The organism is Rhizobium sp. RCC_161_2 (assembly GCF_041355235.1).
Classification (GTDB): domain Bacteria; phylum Pseudomonadota; class Alphaproteobacteria; order Rhizobiales; family Rhizobiaceae; genus Rhizobium.
In genome coordinates this window covers 276,377-297,632 of the sequence record NZ_JBFUPL010000010.1, presented here as the reverse complement: position 1 = coordinate 297,632, position 21,256 = coordinate 276,377, and the positions used below count along the sequence as shown (strand labels likewise).

The 21,256-nt window shown below is 61.8% G+C and carries 21 protein-coding genes; 8 read left to right on the top strand and 13 right to left on the bottom strand.

Going from position 1 to position 21,256, the window contains the following annotated elements:
• Positions 1-97 precede the first annotated feature (97 nt).
• From AB6803_RS24955 to AB6803_RS24940, 4 genes are all read right to left on the bottom strand, one after another.
• Positions 98-1,513, bottom strand: a complete 1,416-nt coding sequence (locus tag AB6803_RS24955; RefSeq protein WP_371111400.1) for a sensor histidine kinase — start codon at positions 1,511-1,513, stop codon at positions 98-100.
• Complete coding sequence (locus AB6803_RS24950; RefSeq protein ID WP_371111399.1) at positions 1,503-2,171, bottom strand: response regulator; 669 nt, start codon at positions 2,169-2,171, stop codon at positions 1,503-1,505. Before AB6803_RS24950 ends, AB6803_RS24955 begins: the two co-directional genes overlap by 11 nt.
• Before the next feature lie 304 nt (positions 2,172-2,475).
• On the bottom strand, positions 2,476-4,266 hold the full coding sequence (locus AB6803_RS24945; RefSeq protein WP_371111398.1) for an alpha/beta fold hydrolase: 1,791 nt from the start codon (positions 4,264-4,266) through the stop codon (positions 2,476-2,478).
• Between the two features lie 10 nt (positions 4,267-4,276).
• On the bottom strand, positions 4,277-5,791 hold the full coding sequence (locus AB6803_RS24940; RefSeq protein ID WP_371111397.1) for a lipopolysaccharide biosynthesis protein: 1,515 nt from the start codon (positions 5,789-5,791) through the stop codon (positions 4,277-4,279).
• A gap of 188 nt (positions 5,792-5,979) precedes the next feature.
• On the opposite strand from AB6803_RS24940, the gene AB6803_RS24935 reads away from it, so the two are divergent.
• Entirely contained in the window at positions 5,980-6,834 is an 855-nt protein-coding gene (locus AB6803_RS24935; protein WP_371111396.1) for a glycosyltransferase family 2 protein, read from the top strand.
• Here the strand turns inward: AB6803_RS24935 and AB6803_RS24930 are convergent.
• The 3 genes from AB6803_RS24930 to AB6803_RS24920 all read right to left on the bottom strand — a co-directional run bounded on the left by AB6803_RS24930 (position 6,801) and on the right by AB6803_RS24920 (position 9,028).
• Positions 6,801-7,994: a glycosyltransferase family 4 protein gene (locus AB6803_RS24930; RefSeq protein WP_371111395.1), complete on the bottom strand. Its 1,194-nt coding sequence runs from the start codon at positions 7,992-7,994 to the stop codon at positions 6,801-6,803. The two genes, AB6803_RS24935 and AB6803_RS24930, sit on opposite strands and share 34 nt — an antisense overlap.
• A 263-nt stretch (positions 7,995-8,257) precedes the next feature.
• Complete coding sequence (locus tag AB6803_RS24925) at positions 8,258-8,584, bottom strand: NIPSNAP family protein (RefSeq protein WP_183689927.1); 327 nt, start codon at positions 8,582-8,584, stop codon at positions 8,258-8,260.
• Positions 8,585-8,791: 207 nt separating this feature from the next.
• Positions 8,792-9,028: an Lrp/AsnC ligand binding domain-containing protein gene (locus AB6803_RS24920; protein ID WP_039974084.1), complete on the bottom strand. Its 237-nt coding sequence runs from the start codon at positions 9,026-9,028 to the stop codon at positions 8,792-8,794.
• A gap of 253 nt (positions 9,029-9,281) precedes the next feature.
• Between AB6803_RS24920 and AB6803_RS24915 the strand changes: the two genes are divergently transcribed.
• Positions 9,282-10,271, top strand: a complete 990-nt coding sequence (locus AB6803_RS24915; RefSeq protein WP_371111394.1) for an Ldh family oxidoreductase — start codon at positions 9,282-9,284, stop codon at positions 10,269-10,271.
• A gap of 87 nt (positions 10,272-10,358) precedes the next feature.
• Here the strand turns inward: AB6803_RS24915 and AB6803_RS24910 are convergent, their stop codons facing one another.
• Positions 10,359-11,117, bottom strand: coding sequence for an alpha/beta hydrolase (locus AB6803_RS24910; protein WP_371111393.1), 759 nt, complete (start codon positions 11,115-11,117; stop codon positions 10,359-10,361).
• 151 nt (positions 11,118-11,268) lie between these two features.
• Here AB6803_RS24910 and AB6803_RS24905 point away from each other — a divergent pair, with 151 nt between their 5' ends.
• Positions 11,269-11,712: a MarR family winged helix-turn-helix transcriptional regulator gene (locus AB6803_RS24905; RefSeq protein WP_371111392.1), complete on the top strand. Its 444-nt coding sequence runs from the start codon at positions 11,269-11,271 to the stop codon at positions 11,710-11,712.
• A gap of 8 nt (positions 11,713-11,720) precedes the next feature.
• On the opposite strand, the gene AB6803_RS24900 is transcribed toward AB6803_RS24905, so the two are convergent.
• From AB6803_RS24900 to AB6803_RS24885, 4 genes are all read right to left on the bottom strand, one after another.
• A complete protein-coding gene (locus AB6803_RS24900) occupies positions 11,721-13,046 on the bottom strand; it encodes a glucoamylase family protein (protein WP_371111391.1) in 1,326 nt (441 codons plus the stop codon).
• A gap of 128 nt (positions 13,047-13,174) precedes the next feature.
• Positions 13,175-13,750: a TetR/AcrR family transcriptional regulator gene (locus AB6803_RS24895; RefSeq protein ID WP_371111390.1), complete on the bottom strand. Its 576-nt coding sequence runs from the start codon at positions 13,748-13,750 to the stop codon at positions 13,175-13,177.
• Positions 13,751-13,758: 8 nt separating this feature from the next.
• Positions 13,759-14,223 (bottom strand): DUF1348 family protein, encoded by a 465-nt coding sequence (locus AB6803_RS24890; protein WP_371111389.1) that lies wholly within the window; start codon positions 14,221-14,223, stop codon positions 13,759-13,761.
• An 86-nt stretch (positions 14,224-14,309) separates the two neighbouring features.
• Positions 14,310-15,173, bottom strand: a complete 864-nt coding sequence (locus AB6803_RS24885; protein ID WP_371111388.1) for a DMT family transporter — start codon at positions 15,171-15,173, stop codon at positions 14,310-14,312.
• A gap of 108 nt (positions 15,174-15,281) precedes the next feature.
• On the opposite strand from AB6803_RS24885, the gene AB6803_RS24880 reads away from it, so the two are divergent.
• A complete protein-coding gene (locus AB6803_RS24880; RefSeq protein ID WP_371111387.1) occupies positions 15,282-16,700 on the top strand; it encodes a PLP-dependent aminotransferase family protein in 1,419 nt (472 codons plus the stop codon).
• Between the two features lie 2 nt (positions 16,701-16,702).
• Here AB6803_RS24880 and AB6803_RS24875 read toward each other — a convergent pair whose 3' ends face one another.
• Complete coding sequence (locus AB6803_RS24875; RefSeq protein WP_034521795.1) at positions 16,703-17,131, bottom strand: VOC family protein; 429 nt, start codon at positions 17,129-17,131, stop codon at positions 16,703-16,705.
• Between the two features lie 107 nt (positions 17,132-17,238).
• Here AB6803_RS24875 and AB6803_RS24870 point away from each other — a divergent pair, with 107 nt between their 5' ends.
• From AB6803_RS24870 to AB6803_RS24855, 4 genes are all read left to right on the top strand, one after another.
• Positions 17,239-18,096: a LysR substrate-binding domain-containing protein gene (locus tag AB6803_RS24870; protein WP_371111386.1), complete on the top strand. Its 858-nt coding sequence runs from the start codon at positions 17,239-17,241 to the stop codon at positions 18,094-18,096.
• Between the two features lie 140 nt (positions 18,097-18,236).
• Positions 18,237-18,962 carry a GntR family transcriptional regulator gene (locus AB6803_RS24865; RefSeq protein ID WP_174161970.1) on the top strand — a complete coding sequence of 242 codons (726 nt, stop codon included), beginning with the start codon at positions 18,237-18,239 and terminating at the stop codon, positions 18,960-18,962.
• Positions 18,963-19,020: 58 nt separating this feature from the next.
• Positions 19,021-20,268, top strand: a complete 1,248-nt coding sequence (locus AB6803_RS24860) for an MFS transporter (protein ID WP_012652772.1) — start codon at positions 19,021-19,023, stop codon at positions 20,266-20,268.
• Positions 20,269-20,393: 125 nt separating this feature from the next.
• The gene (locus AB6803_RS24855) at positions 20,394-21,200 is read left to right on the top strand and encodes an amidohydrolase (RefSeq protein ID WP_371111385.1); all 807 of its coding nucleotides are present in this window, start codon (positions 20,394-20,396) and stop codon (positions 21,198-21,200) included.
• Positions 21,201-21,256: the final 56 nt, after the last annotated feature.

Here is a 21,256-nt window from a genome sequence, read left to right as displayed (position 1 = left end):
GGACAACTACCTTGCCGGCCTCAAACTCGCCGCAACGAGGATATGGATCGCTTCAGCTAATGAGTCCGCGTCCTAGTTGCCGGTGGTTTGGAACCAATCAGACCGCCGGCAGCCTTACGGTCACCAGCAAGCCGCCTTCGGCCGCGTCGTCAAGCGTGACCGAGCCACCGGCCCCGTCGATCACCTCGCGAACAATGGCAAGCCCGAGGCCGCTGCCCTCCGGTTCCGTGCCGATGATGCGATAGAAGCGCTCGAAGACTTGGGCGCGCTCGGCTTTCGGAATGCCGGGGCCACTGTCTTCCACCGTCAACACGGCGTCATCGCCATCGCGGGCGACGCCGACCGTGACCCGGCCGTTCGCCGGAGTGTAGCGCAGCGCATTGTCGACGAGATTGACCAGCATCTCGCGCAGCATCATGCCGTCGCCCTCGACATGGATCGGCGTGCCGCCGGCTTCCAGTCCGAGATCGATATTGCGCCGCAGCGCTTCCTCGGCGAGGTTTTCCAGCACATGCCGGGCCGTGGCGACGAGTTCGATCGTGTCGCTGCGCGGCCTGCGGCTGCCCGGTTCGGCCCGTGACAAGGTGAGAAGCTGGCTTGCCAGCCGCGTCACCTGCTTGGTGCTCGAGCGTAGCGCCTGCAGCGCCTCGTCGCGCCTGGCATTGTCGCTCTCGCGCGCGGCGACGCTTGCCTGCGTCGAGATCAGCGCCAGCGGGGTGCGCAGCTGATGGGCGGCGTTGGAGACGAAGCGACGCTGCGCCGCCATCTGGTTCTGCACCCGCTCCATATGATCGTTGAGAGCGTGGACCAGCGGCCGAAGCTCGCTCTGCACCATGTTCGGCTCCAGCGGGTCCAACCGCTCGCGCCCACGCTCGCGCACGGCGTCGCGCAGCCGCAGCACGGGCGCCAGACCCCGCTGCAGCCCGATGATGGTCACCAGTCCGGCGATCAGCACCAGCACGAGCTGCTTGGTGAAATCCGACAGCCACAGCCTGCGGCGCATGGCGTACTGGCTGTTGTGGGTGACAGCGACGGTGACGGAGATCGTGTTATCCGCGCCAAGCCCGACGATCGGCTGGTTCAGCAGCATCAGTCGCACCTTGTCGGCGCGAAAGACCGTGTCCTCGCCGACCTGTTGCCGCTTCGGCTGCGGTAGGCCGGGATAGCCGGCGATGAGGTTTCCCCAGGCGGTCACCACCTGGTAGAGGACGCGGTCGCCGTAGCCTGTATCGAACATTTCAAGGGCTGCGGGTGGAATGTCGACCTGCACGGTACCACTGGGATCGACATGCACGGCCTCGGCGATGACGCGGGCCGAGGCGAGCAGCGTATGGTCGGTGACGAGATCGGCGGTAGCATTCGCCGATCGGTAGCTGAGATAGAGATTGACGCAGATCGCCCCGATCAGCGTCAGCACCACCCAGGCGAACAGTTGTGCCCGCAAGCTGGCGGTCAGCCCTGCGATGGCGCGGCCGAGACGTCCTTCCTGCGGTAGGCTTTCGTCATTGCGCATGGCGAAGGAGATAACCGAGGCCGCGCAGCGTGGCGATCTGCACGGCGCTGCCTTCGAGCTTCTTGCGGACGCGGTGCACGTAGATTTCGATGGCGCTGGTATCGGCGAGATCGTCGAAGCCGAAGACGCTTTCCGACAGCGCCGTCTTGGTGACCGTGGTGCCGGCCTTCATGACGAGAAGCTCGAGCACGGCATGTTCGCGCGGCGTCAGCGCCAGCGTCTCGCCACTGAGAGAGAATTGTCGCGTGCCGCCGTCGAACACCAGGTCGCCGACGGCGATTTCAGGCGCGGCGCGGTCATGGCCGCGGCGGACGGCGGCGCGGATGCGGGCTTCCAGCTCGGCGATTTCGAAGGGTTTGGCGAGATAATCGTCGGCGCCGCTGTCGAGCCCGGTGATGCGGCCATCCAGGCTGGCATTGGCCGTGAGGATGATGACCGGCACCTTGTTGCCGCCCTGACGCAGCCGCTTCAAGAGCGTCAGTCCGTCGATTTTCGGCAGGGACAGATCGAGGATGACGACCGCATAGCCCGCCACTTTCAGCATATGCTCGGCGTCCTCGCCGTCATAGGCGATATCGACGGCATATTGCGCCTGACGCAGCGCCTTGCCGAGCCAGGACGCCAGTTCGCGGTTGTCTTCGACGATCAGGAGCCTCATGCGGCGAGTATACAGCAAGTGTCGGATGTTGCGAGTGTTTTGGCTATCCGGCGTCTATCCCGCCCCTTGCGGGCGGGAAAGCAAAATCAGCATTTAGCCGTCAGGCTAAGTGCTAGATTTTGCAAGGGCGGGGGTAGGCAGGGACGCACTTGCTTACCGGAAGCAGAATGAGCAAGAAAAGACCCCCTCCCTTGCAATTTCAATGGCTTAGAAATTGCGCCGGGTTTTGAATATGTGGACCGTCCCGTGCCGCAATTCCTAAACCAATGAAATTGCTTTCTCGCCCGCCAGGGGCGAGATGGCCTCACCGCCTGCCCAGCCTCAATCCCATCTCCCTCACTTCCCGCAAATACACCTTGCGTGCATAGGGCGGCGTCAGATTGTGGTCGGCGCCGGGGATGATGGTGAGGCGGATGTCGGGGAAATTCCGGAGTGCTGAGGCGTCCTCGCCGAAGTGCTCGTGAAAATGATCAAGGCCGATATCGTGGGCGCTGTAGATCAGCGATATGTCGACCCGGCGCCTGGCGAGCGCACGGAAGCCGCCCATGACGATTTCGTGTTCGCCGGCGAAGAAGGGCAGGACACCGAGCAGGGGGCGGCCGAGCCGGACGGCGCGCCTTGCCAGCGCTGTAACGATGTTGCGCGCGGCACTTCTGGCGTCGATCTGGCCGCCATAGAGCCGCTTCAGCGTTTCCAGTTGCAGGAATTTCTGGCCATAGGTTTCAAGCGAGCGCGGCACGAAGCGCAGGGCTTCGTCGACCGATTGCGTTTCGTCCCAGAAGAAGGCGTAGGGGTTGACGGTGATCAGGCCGTGGCATCTCTCATCATTGATTGCGGTCTGGAAGGCGAGATAACCGCCGCTGCAACGGCCGACGGCAAAGGCCGGCAGCAATTGGCTCGCCTCCAGCAGGTCGAGTGCGGCGCAGACATCCCGATGTTGGTCGCGGGAATAGAGCACCTGGTCGGGGGCGTCGGGCAAAGGCGGGCTATCGGCGACATTGGCGGTGTCGAAGCGCAGCGAGGCGATGCCGTCGCGAGCGAGTGCCCGCGCCATGGTCACCGATGTCCGGCCCCAGCCGGCGTGCCGGTCATAGGCGGTGGTCAGGAGCAGCGCGGTTGCGCCCGTCCGCTCGCCCAAGGGTTCGCAGAGAATGCCGAAAAGGCGATCCCCCTCGCCGAAGCGGAGCGGCGTCTCGCGGAAACCGTCTCCCTCAAGTGCTTCAGCGCGCGGTGCGTGGAGAATCTTGCGTGTGGTCGTGACGGGCTTTGTCGCAATCGATTGCGCCCAATCCAGAATTTTTCGGCTGGCCTCGAGCGGCATGGCGGCAATGGTCGGGTTCGAGACCAGCTCGTCATAGCCCTCATAGGCAGCTTGTTCGACGCGCGTTCCCAGCGTCCCGAGATGGGTTGCGAAGTCGGCATCGCTGGGCCGGCCGGGTCGGGTCAGGACAAGGCAGTTCGGCGCGCCGACATGGCCGCGCGTCATCAGGTTGAGCGTCTTGACCGTGGCGGCGATGGTATCCGGCATGCGCAGGCTGGCGACGGTGACGCCCTCGGTCTGGCGCTGTGTCTCGTCGAGCCCCATGCTTTCGTCGATCATCTTCGACCAGATAGTCAATTCGCGCAGATAGGCACGGCCAGAAATCGTCGGCGCGAGGAGGGCGATGCCGTCGACGGCGTCAAGCCGTTCGGCAACATCAAGAGCGATGGTGCTTCCGAGCCCCTGGCTAACCAGGATAAGCCGCTCGCAACCCGATAGCGACCGCAGCACGGCAGCAGCGGCGATTGCGGTATCCTCCCAGAGCGCCAATCCTTGCCCCTGATCCGCTACGTCGAGCGCGTCGCCGGTGCCGGCATAGTCGAAACGAAGGCTGGCGATGCCGGCTTTGGCAAAGTCCTCGGCGAGAATGCGCCAGAACTTGCGGGTGCACATTTCCTCGAAGCCCCAGGGGCTGAGGAACAGCAGGGCCGTGCGGCTTGGCGGCGCGGCGGCGGGCATGAACAGGCCGACGGTGCCGGCGAAGGTCACCGGCACGGCGGCGGCCGTGATCTCTTTGACTGTGTCCACGTATTCGGCGGCTCCCCAACCAGCCATGATAATCTCCTCACATTCGGCGCGGCGCCAATAGCGCCAGTGCGTGAACGGCAATCGGATGGGCGCGCCGTGGCAGGCGCGCGGCAATCTGCTGCATAACGGCGATATCCTCCGGCGGTACGGCGCTCAGAAGCCGCAGTGCCAGGCCGTAGACCAACCCGCCGGCAATGACGGCGCCGGCAAGGCCCGGAATGCCCGGCAGGACATGCAGGAAGCCGTAAGCGGCAGCGGCGCAAAGCATGGCGGCGGCGGTGACTTTGGCGAGGCTGACGAACATGCCGCGCATCGAGCCTTCGAACTCCATAAGGCGCACCATCAGCAGGCACATGGCGGTGAAGGCCAGCAGCCGCACCAGGGCGGCCCCCTCGCCGCCATAGAGCGGCACCGCGATCAGGCAGCCGACGACCATGATGACGCTGGCTGCGACGCCGATGATCGTGCGTTCGCGCGTGCGATCGATGGAATAGAGATATTGCGTGCAGATCTGCATGAAGACGTAAGGTGCGGCCGTCAGCGACAGCAGCGCCACCATGCCGCCGCTCGGGCCAAAGGGCTTGCCGAAGATCGTGACCACCAGTTCGGGCGCGATCGCCGCCAGGCCGAAGCTCATCGGCAGGGTGATATAGGCAATGCTGCGTGCTACGCCTTCGAAGACGCGGATCGGCAGCTTGCCGGATGGCTGCGCGTGCATCTGCTCGGAATAATAGGGCAGCAGGCTGCCGCTTAGCTGCACCGGAAGCTGCAGCGCGAGATTGGCGAGCGACAGGCCGACGGCATAAAAGCCGACCGCTTCTATACCCCAAAAATGCTGCAGGAAAAGCAGCTCGATGCGGTTGAGGAAGATCGAGCTGTTGATGAGCTCGATCGAGAGAATGAGCGAGGAGCTGACGAGAGCACTAAGGCCGACGCCGCAACTGTTGCGGCGCGCGATTGCGATCTTCAGGGTCGCGAAGAACATCGGCAACTGGCCGATGGCATAGCCGGCGAGCGCGCCGCTGACGCCGAAGAAGATGGCACCGAGGAGCACGGTGACAAGCTGTAGCGCTGAACTCGTCACCGTGATGCGCAGGAAGGTGCCGAGTTGCTGTTCGCCGATCAGGTAGTTCTTGCTATAGGCGCCGAGCGACTGAAGAACGAAAAATGCGCCGGTGATGGCGATGACGGCGGACGCGTCGCCTGCCCAATGCAGCCGCTCCGTATCCCAGTAATAGGCGGTGTAACCGACGAGCAGGATTACGGTTGCGAGGATCGTCGGTTGCAGGAGATAGGCGGCAAAGCCCAGCCGTTCCTCTGTCGAATAACCCCGTCCCTTCAACTGCGGCAGAATGCGCAGCAGCGTGACGCCGGCGCCGAGTTCGGCGATGAGCGCACCGGTCGTCGTCAGCCATAGCGAAAAGGCGATGATACCATTGGCCTCGGGACCGAGCAGGCGGGCGGCGATGATCGAGCAGGCAAAGCCGGTCGCGAGCAGGGTCAGCCCCGCCACCGCGTTCAACGCCGAATTCGCCATGATGCTCTTCGTCATGAAGATTACCGTTCTCATAGTCGCAGAAAGTGGCCGAGACTATCCGTCTCTTCATGGAAATAGCGCCTGCTCTATTTCATATGCCTTAATATTTACCGTCTATTCCTAATGTAAATTTTGTTTTTACTTCAGCTAATATTCAATTTTCCTGATATTGGCTGCTTCGCCGCTTGCCTAGAGGAACTTCGTTGTTCAGCCTCATCGTCTGTACGATCGATCGCTTCGACCAGCTGGAACGGTTGTTCCTGTCGCTGAGCAGTCAGCGACATCGGGATTTCGAAGTCATTGTCGTTGACCAGAATCCGGATGACAGGCTGTCGGCGTTGGTCGGGCGATTTTCCCCCCTTTTCACCATCCGGCATATCCGCTCCCTCAAGGGGCTTTCGCGGGCGCGCAACAATGGTATGGCGGCGGCGAGTGGCGATTATGTCTGCTTTCCCGATGATGACTGCTGGTACGAGCCCGATACGCTCGAGATGGCCGAGCGGCTGTTCGTCGCGCATCCGGAGCTTGCCATCGTCACCGGCCGCACGCTCGATGCCGGCGGCCTGGCCTCCGTCAGCCCGACGGGTGAGGTTCCGCTTGCGGTGACGCGCTGGAACTATCTGAAATGCGGCAATTCCAATGGCATCTTCGTTCGTCGCGCGGCGCTGGCCGAGATCGGCGGGTTCGACGAAAACCTCGGCGTTGGGTCGGACACGCCGTTTCAGAGCGGCGAGGAGGCGGATTTTCTGCTGCGGGCGCTGGCGGCGGGCAAGCGGCTGATGTTCTTTCCGGAATTGATCGTCCACCACGATCAGGTCACCAACGAATATGGTCCGCGACAGGTGGAACGAGCGCGCAAATATGGGCGGGGTTTCGGGGCGTTGATGCGCAAGCAGCGTTTTCCGCTCGCCTATGTCGGCTATCGCCTCCTGCGGCCCGTTGGCGGCTGGCTGGCGGCGCTCGTCCGGTTCAACGCTGATGCGGCGCGTTACAAGCGCGCCTGGCTCATGGGCATTCTCGAAGGCTATGCCACCTGGCCGCGTTGGGGCAACGGCTGATGTCGTTTGCCCCTTGGGGTCATGGCCTCGGCATAGGCATCGATATAACGCTCCGCCACTTCATCCCACGCATAGGCGCGGGCGTCGCGGATCAGTTCGTCGCGTAAGTCGAGGCCATCCGTCTCAAGGCGCTCGAAAGCGGCGGCTAGAGTATTGGCAGCCGCTTGCGGATCCGAGAAGTCGGAAAGCATCAGCGCCGGGTGGGTCTCGGCCAGCGCGACATAGGCGTCGTTCGTGTGCAGTACCGGCAGCAGGCCAGCGCTCATCGCCTCGATCGCCACAAGGCCGAAGCCTTCATACTCCGAGGCGGAGGCGAAGAGAGAGGCGCGGGCGATGATGTTGCGGATGGCGCTGTTGTCGATCGAGACATGCAGCGACACATGGCGGCCGAGATCGCGGTCGGCAATTTCCTGTTCCAGCGTCGGCTGGTCGAGGTCGGAGGCGGCGCCGATAATGTCGAGATGCCAGTCCGGATCGCGGTCGGCCAGCACCCTCATGACGTCGAGCATGCGGTCGAGCCGCTTGTTGACCGAGAAACGGCCGATGGTGACGATGCGGCGTCGGGCTTCCAGCGCTGCGCAGTTGGCGAATTTAGCGACGTCGGCGCCGTTCTCGATCAGGCGGACACGGCGTCCGGCAATGCTCGAAAACAGCCGTTCGTCCGACTGGCTGCAACAGATCAGCTCTGCATAGGCAAGCGCCGAGAGCCGGGTTGCGGTGTTGAACCAGAGCTTCTTGATGGCTGCGAATTTCGGCGTATGGAAGAAGCCGCCATGGGTGGTGGAGACCATCGGGCGACCATGAAAAAGCTTCCCCCAGGCAAGCGCATCGAAGAAGAAATCGACGGCATGGACATGGATGAGGTCGGCATCGGCGATATACTTGAACACCTTTGGCGCCAGCGGATAGCGGCTGGAGCCGGACCAGGGGATGCGGACAATCTCGATGCCGTCAATGATTTCGCTCGGCGCCAGCTCACGGGCCGGATCGGAAAACAGGCTGTTGCAGGTCACGACGCGGACGCGATAGCCTCGGCCGATCAACTGCCGGCAGAGATTGGCAACCACATCTTCCAATCCGCCCTTATTGGGCAGGAACTGGCGCACGACATGCACGATCAGTGGCCCGCCCGGCTTCTGTGCCTGAATATCCGATGTCATCGATCCGCCCTCGATCCTTGGGCCACGTACCACCGCGGCGATCAGGCGCACGAAAGCGCCATCCGTTGATCAGCGGACAAGGCTGCTCAGCGGACGGTTAAAAAGAGCTTAATTACGGGCGAAAAGCCAAGCGGTTTCGGGAAAGAGGGTTAATATCGGGGTGGTTCGTTGGCGATAACCCAAGAGCCGCCGTTCTTCATCGCTTCCGCAAATGACCAAATCGGGTGGAATTCCAACTGGCGGCAAGCGGGATCGGTGGTGTCTTATTGTACCGCCGAAAAGGCGGTCGGCGACAATAGCTGGTTTGAGATATTGGAGAGGATTTGCCCGTCGCGCTCAGACTCGTCGCGGGCCTTAAGCCATGCAGGATCAGTGGTGAAAGCTTTCCATTTCACCTCGCGATCGGCTAGCGATTCCCAGGCGATGAGATAGGTGAGACGCTGGCTGTTTTCGCCCACGATCGTGGTGAAGAAACCCGCCTGCTTGATGCCGTGCTTGTCCCATATTGCCAGCGTATGTTCGGCAAAGCGTTTGAGCAGAGCGGGCAATCGGCCGGGCAGGCAGTCGTAAATTCTGATCTCGTAGATCACAGTCTTGCTTCCCTATGTCCCTTGAGAGCGACAGGTGTTTGGAACTTGCTCCCCTGCGCCTACAAACGTCAATATCCCTATTAGAACAGGCCCTGCAGGTATGTGCGAACCGCTATTCTTCTGTCAAGCTGATCGCCTGTGTTTAGGCGCGGAATCCCGCTGATTGGCCATGACGTTACAGCGATGCCCGTCCATCTTCTGGACCTTTTAGAACGCCCGAAATGTCAGCGTCGTCAGCGAGCGGACGATGCCGGGGATGTTGGCGATGTTGTCGTTGATGAACTTGCCGATCTCCTGCTCGTCCTTGATGTAGACCTTCAGCAGCAGGTCGTAGTCGCCGCTGGTGGAATAGAGCTCCGAGACCAGTTCCGTCTGGTAGATGGCGTCGGCGACCTCGTAGGTCTTGCCGGGGGCGCATTGGAGCTGAACGAAAATGGGCTTCATGAGACGATCCTGCTTCTGTCCGCGGCCGCGATTGTAGCCGACGCTTTGCTCTATAATGGTCGAAAGCGCCATGGCCATGCAAGTTTTTCTCTGTCCACCGGATGTCGCTCTTATGATTTCCGCAGCCGGGAGGGAGCGCCAGCCGGCGGGTTCGTCGTCGCGTGCGGCGAAGCAAGTCATTGTTGCATTGCGATAAGAGAGATCAGGGCGTAGGAATATCTTGCTCTCCTCATTCGTTCCAAGGTCTCTCATCATGCATCTGTCGCTCGCCGAAGCCGAAACGCTGGTTGTGGAGGCGTTGCGGCGAAATCGGGTCAGCCCGGAGAATGCCCGCGCTGTCGCCATCGCGCTGGTTGCGGCGGAGGCGGCCGGGCAGGGCGGCCATGGCTTGCGCCGCGTGCCGGCCTATGCTTCGCAGGCGAAGGCCGGCAAGACCGATGGTTTCGCCAAGCCGCAACTGACGCGCCCCTATCCCGCCGTTCTGCGCATCGATGCCGGCAATGGCTATGCCTATCCGGCGCTCGATCTTGCCGTTGCCGAGCTTTCCACCGTCGCCCGTGAACAGGGGATTGCGCTTGCCGCCATCAGCCGCTCGCATCATGCCGGCGTGATGGGGCTGACGGTGGAGCGCTTTGCCGATCAGGGGCTGGTGGCGCTGATGGTCGCCAATGCTCCCGCCTCGATGGCGCCCTGGGGCGGCAAGACGCCGGTCTTCGGCACCAACCCGATCGCCTTTGCCGCACCCTTGCCGGATGCCGATCCCATCGTCATCGACCTGGCGCTGTCGAGGGTGGCGCGCGGCAAGGTCATGGCCGCCCGGCAGAAGGGTGCGCCGATCCCGGACGACTGGGCCTTCGACCGCGACGGCAAGCCGACCACCGATGCCGAGGAGGCGCTGGTCGGCACGATGATCCCCGCCGGCGAGGCGAAGGGTGCCGCGCTGGCGTTGATGGTGGAGATCCTGTCAGCCGGCCTGACCGGCGCCAACTACGCCTTCGAAGCTTCTTCGCTTTTTGACGACCAAGGCCCGCCACCGGCGCTCGGCCACACGATCATCGCCATCAATCCGGCCGCGATGAGCGCCGCCGACACGGCAAAGCGACTGGCATTGCTGGCAGGGGAGATTACCAGCGATCCCAATGTCCGCCTGCCTGGGCGTCGCGGCCAGACGGCGCGGCGCGAAGCGCTGGCGAACGGGATTTCCGTTGAGGACGATGTGATCGCGATGATCGAGAAGCTTTGAAGCGCCCGACCGTGATTATTACAACACGACAATACCGGAGCGCCTGGGACGCTCCGGTATCGGAAAGAAACGAATATCACTTGGCATTTACTTAGCGGCCGCTGCCTGTTCGATGAGGGCGGCAACGACGTCCGGCTTGGAAACGTAGACGGCGTGGCTGCCGGCCGTTTCCACGACAGTCGATCCGGCGCGCTTGGCCATCAGACGCTGGGCCGGCGGCGGGATCATGTGGTCGTCGGTTGCGACCAGATAGTAGCTCGGCTTGCTCTTCCAGGCGGGATTGGTCACCGCGCCGGCCAAGGCCTCGACACCCCACGGAACCTGCGAGTCGGCCATGAATGAGGCTGTTGCGGGATCGATGTCCGCTCCGAAAGCTTCCGCAAACTTCGCCTTGTCGAGGAACAGGTAGCCGTCAACCGGCGGCAGGATCGGAGGTACGGCTGCGCCAGCTGGCGGATTGGCGATCAGCGACGACACGGACTCACCTTTGTCGGGCGCGAATGCAGCGATATAGACGACGGCCTTTACCTTCTCGTCGGTGCCGGCTTCGCTAACGACGACGCCGCCGTAGGAATGACCGACCAGGACTACGGGGCCATCCTGCTGGGCAATGGTCCGCTTGGTGACGGCGACGTCATCGGCAAGCGAGGTGGTCGGGTTCTGGACGATGCTGACGTTGTAGCCGTCCTTCTTCAAGATATCGTAGACGCCTTTCCAGCCGGAGCCATCGACAAAGCCGCCATGGACAAGGACGACATTCTTGGCGCCGACAGGTGCAGCGTGGACGGGATTGAGGATGGTTGCGGCCATGGGGAGCGCGGCGGCGGCGATCAGGGTGTTGGTCATGTGCTTGCCTCCGTCGTTGTTGTCAGCGATAATCATTATCGCGATAATCATTTTAGTACGCCGCGTTTCAAACCTTGTAAAGCGATTTATTTATCGCGATATCATTTTTTGTGGTAATGATTACGAGCCAAGCTGAATCCAGGAGACGACGATGACCGATGCCCCGACACTACCGCTCGACAGCCAACTCTGTTTCTCGATCTACGCAACGTCGATCGCCATCCATCGCGTCTACAAGCCGATGCTCGATGAGCTCGGCGTTACCTATACGCAATATCTGGTGTTGAGCACGCTTTGGGAGACTGACGGCCTGACCATCTCGGCTATTGCCGATAGGCTGGCCCTGGAGCCAAGCACGATCACGCCGGCGGTGAAGCGGCTGGAAAGCGCCGGGTTTGTGACACGCCAGCGCAGTGCTACGGATGAAAGACAGGTTCAGGTGCGCCTGAACCCGAAGGGCGCCGAGCTTCATGCAAAGACGGGTTGCCTCACGGAGACGCTGCTCCGTCGCTCCGGCTTCACGGTGCCGGAGATGATCGATCTCAACCACAAGGTCCAGTTGCTACGGGACGGTATGACCAAGGCGGAGGTTTAACTGCGCCGTCAAGCGATCGCAGGCTTTGCCTGTTTTTCGTCCAGCCAGCCGCCGGTGAAGCCGGCGCGGTCGAGGCCGCGGCGCAGAATCGGCGATTGCCGCATCAGGTTCCAGATCATGCCCGTACGTTCGTTCTCGATCATCATCACGAGCAGGCCCTGGTCGATGGCGACCGAGCGGTCATCGACCCAGCCTTCCGGGCCGGATCCCTTGACGCTCGGATTGAAGCCGCCGGGGAAGCGGCCGTCCAGGAGCAGGTTCGGATAGGTGGAAAGCAGAGCCTTGGTGCCGTCGAGCGCCACCTGGCGGTCGAAGGGCAGGCAGGAGAGCGGCCCCCAGGGCGCGATCGTGCCGTCATCGGGACCGAGCGGGGCGCCGCGCGCCGCATAGCCCAGAACTTTCGGGCTATAGCGCCGGCTGTGCTTGGTGCCGGTCGGGTTCGGGCCGTCGCAGGCCGACAGGCCCCAGATATCCTTGGTGTAGCCGACGAAATGGCCGGGGTTACGATCGTTGTAATCGCGCTGGACGGCGATCGCCGTCTGCGTGTTACGGAAATAATCGATTTCCTTCTCGGCGACATGCCGGTCGCTGATCCCGCGAAAATCGATCCAGGCATGCGAGAACAGGTGGATGAACAATGGTCCCGCATAGAGAAACGGCGTGTCCTTGAACATCATCCATGTGTAGGTCGAGGCGAATGCGTCGTAGCTGGACGAGGGGATGGGATGCGTGGGGGAGGCGAGCGCCAGCACATAGAGAAAGATCGCCTCGTCATAACCCTGGTAGCGCCAACGCAGGAAACCGCTGCTCGGCTTCCAGCCCATGCTGATCGTCGGGCCCTTGTTCAGGGCCCAGTTCCAGTCGCAGCGCTCATAGAGGAATTTCGCCTGCGCGCGAATATCCTTTTCGGCCTGGCTGGAGCCATTGAAATAGGCCGCTGCCGTCAAGACGCCGATCAGCAGGAGGCCGGTATCGATGGTCGATAACTCGCTGTTCCAGGCGCGCTTGCCGGTCTCCATGTAAAGGAAGTGATAGTAGAAGCCGCGATGGCCGGTGGCACCTCGCTCCTCGCCCTGCTGGCTGTCAGCAAAGAAATCAAGCGCGGTGAGCACTCGCTTCGCCGCATCCGCGCGGCTGATCCAGCCGCGCTCGACGGCGACCGGATAGCTCGACAGCGCAAAGCCGACGGCGGCAATGCTGCAGTGGCTCGTCTTGATCGAAGTGTCCGCCACCAGCCCGTTTTGCGGATTGGTGTGGAGCATGAAATAGTCGAAGGCCGACCGTTGCAGGCGGTCGATCAGTGCATCATCGGTGTCGTTGGTCTGTTGCAGCATCTCTATCCATCTCCTCGGCGCTCCCGTTTTCTGCTGAGCACAGGAACTTGGACAGTTGCAAATCAAAGATGATTAATGCTGCCACGCTTTTGTGGATGATTGTTTAAGATTAGGGCTCCGTACCCGATTTACAGGCCCCTCCTTCCGAGAGCTTCCATCAGCCGTTCCCTCAATCTTCCCAGTGTCCGCCCGAAAATCGAATCATCCCCCAGGGCTCTCGCAAGCGTCAGCGCGCCCTGGATGCCGACAACTGCTTCCTCGGCAAGCTCCCGCGCTTCCGATGCCCCGACGCCGGCCCTCATCAAGGCGCCGGCAAGCGCCTCGATCCAGCGTTTGAAATAGCCCTGGATCGCGCTTGAGAAGCGGTCACGCGTTTCGTCCAGCGCGAAGGCGCCGATGAGGCAGACGCGGCGGCCGGAGCGGAAATAGGTGTTGGTGGTTTCCCACATTAGGGCAATGGCGGCACGCGGTTCGTCTTCCTCGAGCGGCCTGAACATTTGCGTGACGAACCAGGCATCGATATTGGCCATGATTTCTGCCGCCATCTCTTCCTTGCCGTCGGGAAAAAAGTGATAGAGGCTGCCCTTCGACAGTCCGGTGCGCGCCGTGATGCTACTCATCGACGCACCCTCGTAGCCGAGTTCGCGAAAGACCTCGGCGACCAAGGCTATGGCGTCCGATTTTTCAAAGACAGTGCGCGTCATGATTCATCTCAGAGGCCGAGATCGGACAGGCCGGGATGATCGTCGGGGCGGCGGCCGAGCGGCCAGTGGAATTTCCGGTCTTCTTCTCTGATCGGCATGTCGTTGATCGACGCAAAGCGGCGCTGCATCAGGCCGTCGGCGTCGAATTCCCAGTTCTCGTTGCCATAGGAGCGGAACCAGTGGCCGCTGTCGTCGCGCCATTCATAGGCGAAGCGCACGGCAATCCGGTTGCCATCGAAGGCCCATAATTCCTTGATCAGCCGATAGTCGAGTTCTCTCGCCCATTTGCGGGTGAGGAATTCGACGATCTCCTGGCGGCCGCGCGGAAACTCGGCACGGTTCCGCCATTGGCTGTCCTCGGTATAGACCTTCGAGACGCGCTCCGGATCGCGGCTGTTCCATCCATCCTCGGCCATGCGGACCTTGGCGATGGCGGTTTCGCGGGTAAATGGCGGTATGAGGGGGGTGGCCATGGTCTGCTCCTTTTTGACTGATCAGTTTATAATAAACCGATCAGTCTAGTTATGGCAAGGCCATTCTTTGCGCTTTTCGGCATGCGCTATCGCGCGAATTTCTTCGCGCCCACCACGCAGGCGACGACGCCGAGAGTTACCGCGAACATGATCCAACTGACACTTTCCTTCAGCAGGGTGGCGGCGAGCGCCAGGCCGAAGAAGGGCTGGAGAAGCTGCAATTGCCCGACGGCGGCGATGCCGCCTTGCGCCAGCCCGCGATACCAGAAGATGAAGCCGATCAGCATGCTGAAGAGCGAGACATAGATCAGGCCGATCCAGGCCGGTTCGCCGATGCCGGCAATAGTCTGCGGCATGGTAAAGAGAGAAAGTGCAATCATGGCCGGCAGCGAGAGCACCAGCGCCCAGCAAATCACCTGCCAGCCGCCCAGCCGGCGCGACAGCACCGCGCCTTCGGCATAGCCGAGGCCGCAGACCAGGATTGCCGCAAGCATCAGCAGGTCGCCGATCGGCGAGGCGGAGATGCCCTGCGCGAGCGCATAGCCGCAGACGATGGCACTGCCAATCACCGAAAATATCCAGAAGGCCAGCCGCGGCCGCTCGCCGCCGCGCAAGACGCCGAATATGGCTGTCGCCAGCGGCAGCAATCCGATGAAGACTATCGAATGGGCCGATGTGACATGCTTGAGCGCCAGTGCTGTCAGCAGCGGAAAGCCGACCACGCAGCCGATTGCGACGATGATGAGGGGCACGATGTCGCCTCGAACGGGCCGCTTTTCCCGAAAGGCGAACAGCAGGAAGAGCGCCAGGATACCGGCAATCGCGGCGCGGGCGACGGTCAGGAAAACGGGATCGAAATCCATCACCGCCACCCGCGTTGCCGGCAGCGAGGCGCTGAAGATCAGCACGCCTATCAGTCCATAGATCCAGCCACTCGTCGTCTTGTCCATGTTCATGCTCCTGGTTTGTCGTCCGCGATATCGGCGAAGTCGGCTGGCTATTCCAGAGACGGTGCAGTACAATTGGCATGAACTGTTATGGTATGAGGTGTGGTACGGATGAACGGCTTAATTGCGGCGAGCGGAGGTGGCGGCACCCGCATCGAGGGCGTGATGGCGGCGATTTCGGAGCGGATCGCCGCACGGAGCCTTCCGCCCGGCGCGCGGCTTCCTTCGGTGCGCAGCTTCGCCAAGACCATGCAGGTGTCGGTTTCCACCGTTGTCGAGGCCTATGAGCGGCTGGCGGCCGAGGGCGTGATCCGCTCGCGGCCCGGTTCCGGCTTCTATGTCTGCGGGCCGCTCGCGCCGCTTTCCCTGTCCGAGATCGGCCCCCCGCTTGACCGCGATGTCGATCCGCTTTGGATTTCGCGGCAATCGCTGGAGGTGGGCGAGGATGTGCTGAAGCCCGGCTGCGGCTGGCTTCCGCCGTCCTGGATGCCGCAGGCGGCGCTGCGCCGCGCGATGCGCAGTCTGGCGCGCGTCGAAGGCGGCGTTCTCACCGACTATGGAACGCAGCTTGGCTTGCCGCCCTTGCGCCAGCTTCTGGCGCGGCGCATGGCCGAACACGGCATTGCCGCTTCGCCCGATCAGATCATGCTGACGGAGTCCGGCACGCAGGCGATCGATCTCATCTGCCGCTTCCTGCTTGAACCCGGCGATACCGTGCTGGTCGACGATCCCTGCTATTTCAACTTCCATGCCCTGTTGCGCGCGCATCGGGCCAATGTCGTCAGCGTTCCCTATACACCGACGGGTCCCGATATCGCGCTGTTCGGCGAGACGCTCGAAAAGCATAGGCCGCGCCTCTACATCACCAACTCCGCCGTCCACAATCCGACGGGTGCGACCTTGTCACCGGTAACGGCGCATCGCCTGCTGAAGCTGGCCGACGCCTCGGACTTGATCATTGTAGAGGACGATATCTTCGCCGATTTCGAGCAGATGCCGGCGCCGCGGCTTGCCGCCTATGACGGGCTCGACCGGGTGATCCATATCGGCAGCTTCTCCAAGACCTTGTCGGCCTCGGTGCGTTGCGGCTTCATCGCCGCGCGGCCGGACTGGATCGATGGCCTTGTCGACCTGAAGGTGGCCACCAGTTTCAGCAGTGGCCAGCTTGCGGCGGAACTTTTGTTTTCGGCGTTGAAGGACGGCAGTTACCGCAAGCATATGGAGGCGCTCAGGGCACGGCTTGCCAAGACGATGGGCGAGACTGCCGCGCGCCTGGAGGCGATCGGCATTGTCCCCTGGCTGAAGCCGCAAGCAGGCATGTTCCTCTGGTGCCGGCTACCGGAGGGGATCGAGGCGGCCGATATCGCCCGCGCCTGCCTCGCCGAGGGCGTCATCCTCGCCCCCGGCAATGCCTTCAGCCTGATGGACACGGCCGGCAGCTTCATGCGTTTCAACGTCGCGCAATCGACCGACCCAAGGATTTTCGATGTGCTGGCGGCGGCGATGCGGACTTTGCGTCGCCGCGCCTAGCCTTATTTGGCAAACAGGCTGTTGATGTCGGCAAACGCCTTCAACTCGACGGCATTGCCGCTCGGATCCTTGAAGAACATGGTTGCCTGCTCTCCGGGCTCGCCTCTGAAACGGATATAAGGTTTGATGACGAATTCGATATTCGCCTTGGTCAGCCTCTCCGCTGCGGCTTCCCATTCTTCCATCGACAGAACGACACCGAAATGGCGCACCGGAACGCCGTGACCGTCGACGGCGTTGGCGGTGACTTCACCGGTTTCCTGAGGGGCCAGATGGGCGACGACCTGGTGCCCATAAAAGTTGAAATCGATCCAGTCGGGAGAGCTTCGGCCCTCCGAGCAGCCGAGGAGGCCACCATAGAAGGCACGCGCAGCCGCGAGGTCGTTGACGGGAAAGGCAAGATGGAAAGGGTGAAGGGGTGCCGTGGTCATTGCTCATCTCCATTGAGGTGAAATTCCATGCGGCGACCTATAAGAAACATTCTTTCTGATGAAAAACGATATATAATGAGGCTGAGAGACAGGAAAAATTATCAATCGTGATTTCGGAACTGAAAACGCTGGTGGCGATTGCCCGCTTCGGAACCTTTGCCGCCGCGGGTGATCGGATCGGGCTGACGCAGGCGGCGGTCAGCGGCCAGATGAAGCGGCTGGAAGAAAAGCTCGGCGTTCAGCTGTTCGAGAGAACAGGCCGCTCGGCAACGCTGAATGCCGCCGGGCTGAGAACGCTTGAGCGGGCGAAGGACATCATCGCGAAATTCGAGGCGATCGCTGATCCGGCGGATGAGGATAGCGGCGGGCGTCTGCGTGTCGGCGCCATTGCCTCGGTCCAGTCAACCGTTCTTGCCCGTGCGCTCGTACCGTTTCGCGATCGATTTCCGAAACACCATATTCATATCGTACCGGGGATTTCCCTTCATTTGCTGGATCTGCTCGATGCGGGCGAACTCGACCTCGCCGTGATCATCAAACCCTCTTTCGGCATACCGAAGGATTTCGTTTGGCAACCCTTGTTGCGTGAGCCGTATGTGCTGGCGGTCCCGAACCAGATCGAAGGCGACGACTGGCTGGCCTTGCTACAGGAGCAATCGTTCATTCGCTATGAGCGCAGCTCGTTCGGCGGCCGGCAGGTCGACCGATTCCTACGGTCCTTATCCGTCGCGGTCAGGGAATCGATAGAGATCGATGACATATCCCCGATGGTGGCCTTGGTTGGACAGGGACTTGGTGTGGCGCTGTTGCCGATGACCGAGGGAAATTTGCCTCTTCCGCCGTCGGTCCGCGTGGTGTCGCTAGCCGACAGGACCTTTTACCGGGAGATCGGTATATTGAAACCACAGGGAGATCAGCCGATGGCCGCGCATCTCGCCGATTGTTTGACCGCAGCCGTGTCGTGACGCTTTTCAGATAGTGCTAGTTTCAAGCCGCTCCCTGCGTTTCAGCAGGGAGTCGACGAGTGCGGATTTCGTTGATTCGTCATATCCATCGTCCACGCTACTGAATTGACAATATGTCATTTAGTCATCTATATGACTGCATGACCTCTTTAGATGACAGACTTCCCCGCTATCAACGCCTACGCGACGATCTCGCCGCGAGGATCAATCGTCAGGAATGGCGGCCTGGCGAATCGATTCCGTCGGAGGCGGAACTTTCAGCAACCTACGGCGTCGCCGTAGGCACAGTCCGCAAGGCGATCGATCAGCTCGTGGCCGATGGCGTCGTCGAACGTCACCAGGGGCGAGGCACCTATGTGCGGCGTGCTCGCTTCAACTCCTCGCTTTTCCGGTTTTTCCGTTTCCAATCGGAGAGCGGCGAGCGCCGCGTGCCCGAGAGCCGCATTCTTCGGCGTGAAAGTATCGCGGCACCCTCGGCCGTCGCCTCGGCGCTGCGCCTGCGCGAGGGAGATCCTGTCATTTCCCTTTCACGCCTTCGTCTCATCGGCGGCGTTCCTCTGCTGGCCGAGGAAATCTGGCTGGAGAGGTCGCGCTTCGAAGCGCTGCTGACGATCGATACGTCCGAATTCGGCGATCTTCTTTATCCGCTTTATGAGGAACGTTGCGAGCAGGTGGTCGTATCGGCGGAGGAAACGCTGACCGTCGAGATCGCACCGCCGCTTCAGGCACGCCTGCTGGGGCTGGAACCGGGATCGCCTCTGGTCGTCATCGAACGCGTTGCCTTCGATCTGGAGCGACGACCCATTGAATGGCGGCGTTCACGCGGTCCCGCTGACCGCTTCCGCTACCACGTCGACATACGCTGATCTGTAACCTTTAGGAAAATGAACTGGCGCGCTGGAAAAAGGCGCGGGGAGGAGAATAATGTCTAATTGGTACAAGGAGTGCTCGCCGGTGGAACGCAAGACGTTCTGGGCGAGTTTCGGGGGCTGGGGTCTCGACGCCCTTGATGTTCAGATGTTCAGTCTGGCGATCCCGGCGCTGATCGTCGCTTTCGACATCACGAAAGCCGATGCCGGTCTCCTCAGTTCGATTACCCTGTTTTTCGGCGCTATCGGCGGCTGGTTCGGCGGAGCCCTCGGCGACCGTTTCGGCCGGGTCAAGGCGCTGCAGATCACGGTCGCGACCTTCGCGCTCGCCACGTTCGCCTGTGCCTTTGTCACAAGCTATAACCAGCTTCTGGTGCTGAAGGCGATCCAGGGTCTCGGCTTTGGGGCGGAATGGGCCTGCGGTGCCGTGCTGATGGCCGAAATCATCCGGCCGGAAAATCGCGGCAGGGCGCTTGCCGCAGTCCAGAGCGCCTGGGCGGTTGGTTGGGGCGTGGCGGTTCTGCTGTCCGCCATCGTCTTCACCTTTGTCGAGCATGAGATCGCATGGCGCCTGCTCTTCGCGTTGGGGCTGCTGCCGGCGCTTTTGATCATCTTCATTCGCCGCGGCATTCCTGAGCCGCGGAGGGCAACGGCGAAAGCCGACCAGCCGCCATTCTGGCAGACGGTTGCCGGTATCTTCCGTCCGGACGTGCTGCGTTTCACCCTGATTGGCGCGCTTTTCGGTACAGGGGCACATGGCGGCTATGCGGCGTTGACGACGTTCTTGCCGACTTATCTCCGCGAGGTTCGCCAGCTCTCGGTGCTCGGTTCCAGCGCCTATCTCGCCGTGATCATCGTCGCCTTCTTCTGCGGCTGCATTGTCAGCGGGATGCTCAGCGACCGGCTTGGCCGGCGCGTCAATGTGACCCTGTTCGCGGGTGCCTGCGTGGCGACGGTTCTGATCTACATCTTCGCGCCGCTGTCGAACTGGCAGATGCTGATTCTGGGCTTTCCGCTCGGTTTCTTCTCGGCCGGTATTCCGGCGAGTATGGCCGCGCTTTTCAGCGAGCTTTACCCCGCCGGCGTTCGTGGAACCGGGGTGGGCTTCTGCTATAATTTCGGCAGGATTGTCTCCGCCGGCTTCCCGTTGCTTGTCGGGTACCTGAGCGACAGGATCGGGCTCGGTCCGGCCATCGGTATCGACGCGGCATTCGCCTATTCCCTGGTGCTGGTCGCCGTATTCATGCTGCCGGAAACGCGGGGCAAGGTATTCGAGCAGCCATCCTCTTCGGCGCAATCATAGGCTTGTAACCGAATGTCGCGAGATACCACCATGATTGAAAGCTCAGTCACCGCCGCCGTGGCTTGCTTCTCGATGGCCCCGGATCCATGGTCTCCATGGGTCCGGGCCGCATAGCGATCAACATCATGACTGTATCCTCCTTTCGTATCGATACCCACGCGCATGTCTTTGACCGCAGGCTGAAGCTGGCGTCGGGCAGGCGCTACGCGCCGGAATACGACGCCCCCCTCAACGCCTATCTGCGTCAGCTCGACGAGAATGGGCTGACCCATGGCGTGCTCGTGCAGCCGAGTTTCCTCGGAACCGACAATTCCTATCTTCTCGATTGCCTGAAAGCGGCGGATGGTCGACTGCGCGGTATCGTGGTGATCGACCCCGGCACCTCGCTGGAGCAGCTCGTCACCTATGACAAAGCCGGGGTGGTCGGCATCCGTCTCAACCTCGTTGGACAGGCATTGCCGGATTTCTCGACGCAGGAATGGCGGGACCTGCTCGCGAAATTGAAGCCGCTCGACTGGCAGATCGAGATCCAGCGCAACGCCGCCGACCTTGTGCCGCTCGCACAAATGTTGGCGGACAATGGGATGAACGTGGTCGTCGACCATTTTGGCCTGCCCGATCCCAAGCTCGGCATCGCCGATCCGGGCTTCCGCGCCTTGTTGGCGCTCGGTGCCTCGGGACGGGTCTATGTCAAGCTCTCCGCTCCTTATCGCAATGGACCGGAAGGGAGAGATTTCGCCCGGCAGGCCTATCCCCTGTTGCGTCATGCCTTTGGTCTGGACCACCTCATGTGGGGCAGCGACTGGCCGCATACCCAGCATGAGGCGGCGCAGACCTATGCCGGCAACCTGGCTTTTTTGGATGAGCTGGTGACGGGCGAGAGTGAGAAAAGCCAGATTCTTGCTATGCCGCGAAATCTGTTCAAGTATTGAGCCGGTGCGCAAGCTCGATGGCTTTGCCACAAGGCCGCTCCAATTGCGGTTCACAT

Coding starts and splice junctions, on each gene's coding strand:
- AB6803_RS24955 (WP_371111400.1), bottom strand. CDS start 1,513: ATGCGCAATGACGAAAGCCTACCGCAGGAAGGACGTCTCGGCCGCGCC.
- AB6803_RS24950 (WP_371111399.1), bottom strand. CDS start 2,171: ATGAGGCTCCTGATCGTCGAAGACAACCGCGAACTGGCGTCCTGGCTC.
- AB6803_RS24945 (WP_371111398.1), bottom strand. CDS start 4,266: ATGGCTGGTTGGGGAGCCGCCGAATACGTGGACACAGTCAAAGAGATC.
- AB6803_RS24940 (WP_371111397.1), bottom strand. CDS start 5,791: ATGACGAAGAGCATCATGGCGAATTCGGCGTTGAACGCGGTGGCGGGG.
- AB6803_RS24930 (WP_371111395.1), bottom strand. CDS start 7,994: ATGACATCGGATATTCAGGCACAGAAGCCGGGCGGGCCACTGATCGTG.
- AB6803_RS24920 (WP_039974084.1), bottom strand. CDS start 9,028: ATGAAGCCCATTTTCGTTCAGCTCCAATGCGCCCCCGGCAAGACCTAC.
- AB6803_RS24915 (WP_371111394.1), top strand. CDS start 9,282: ATGCATCTGTCGCTCGCCGAAGCCGAAACGCTGGTTGTGGAGGCGTTG.
- AB6803_RS24910 (WP_371111393.1), bottom strand. CDS start 11,117: ATGACCAACACCCTGATCGCCGCCGCCGCGCTCCCCATGGCCGCAACC.
- AB6803_RS24905 (WP_371111392.1), top strand. CDS start 11,269: ATGACCGATGCCCCGACACTACCGCTCGACAGCCAACTCTGTTTCTCG.
- AB6803_RS24900 (WP_371111391.1), bottom strand. CDS start 13,046: ATGCTGCAACAGACCAACGACACCGATGATGCACTGATCGACCGCCTG.
- AB6803_RS24895 (WP_371111390.1), bottom strand. CDS start 13,750: ATGACGCGCACTGTCTTTGAAAAATCGGACGCCATAGCCTTGGTCGCC.
- AB6803_RS24890 (WP_371111389.1), bottom strand. CDS start 14,223: ATGGCCACCCCCCTCATACCGCCATTTACCCGCGAAACCGCCATCGCC.
- AB6803_RS24885 (WP_371111388.1), bottom strand. CDS start 15,173: ATGGACAAGACGACGAGTGGCTGGATCTATGGACTGATAGGCGTGCTG.
- AB6803_RS24880 (WP_371111387.1), top strand. CDS start 15,282: ATGAACGGCTTAATTGCGGCGAGCGGAGGTGGCGGCACCCGCATCGAG.
- AB6803_RS24875 (WP_034521795.1), bottom strand. CDS start 17,131: ATGACCACGGCACCCCTTCACCCTTTCCATCTTGCCTTTCCCGTCAAC.
- AB6803_RS24865 (WP_174161970.1), top strand. CDS start 18,237: ATGACCTCTTTAGATGACAGACTTCCCCGCTATCAACGCCTACGCGAC.
- AB6803_RS24860 (WP_012652772.1), top strand. CDS start 19,021: ATGTCTAATTGGTACAAGGAGTGCTCGCCGGTGGAACGCAAGACGTTC.
- AB6803_RS24855 (WP_371111385.1), top strand. CDS start 20,394: ATGACTGTATCCTCCTTTCGTATCGATACCCACGCGCATGTCTTTGAC.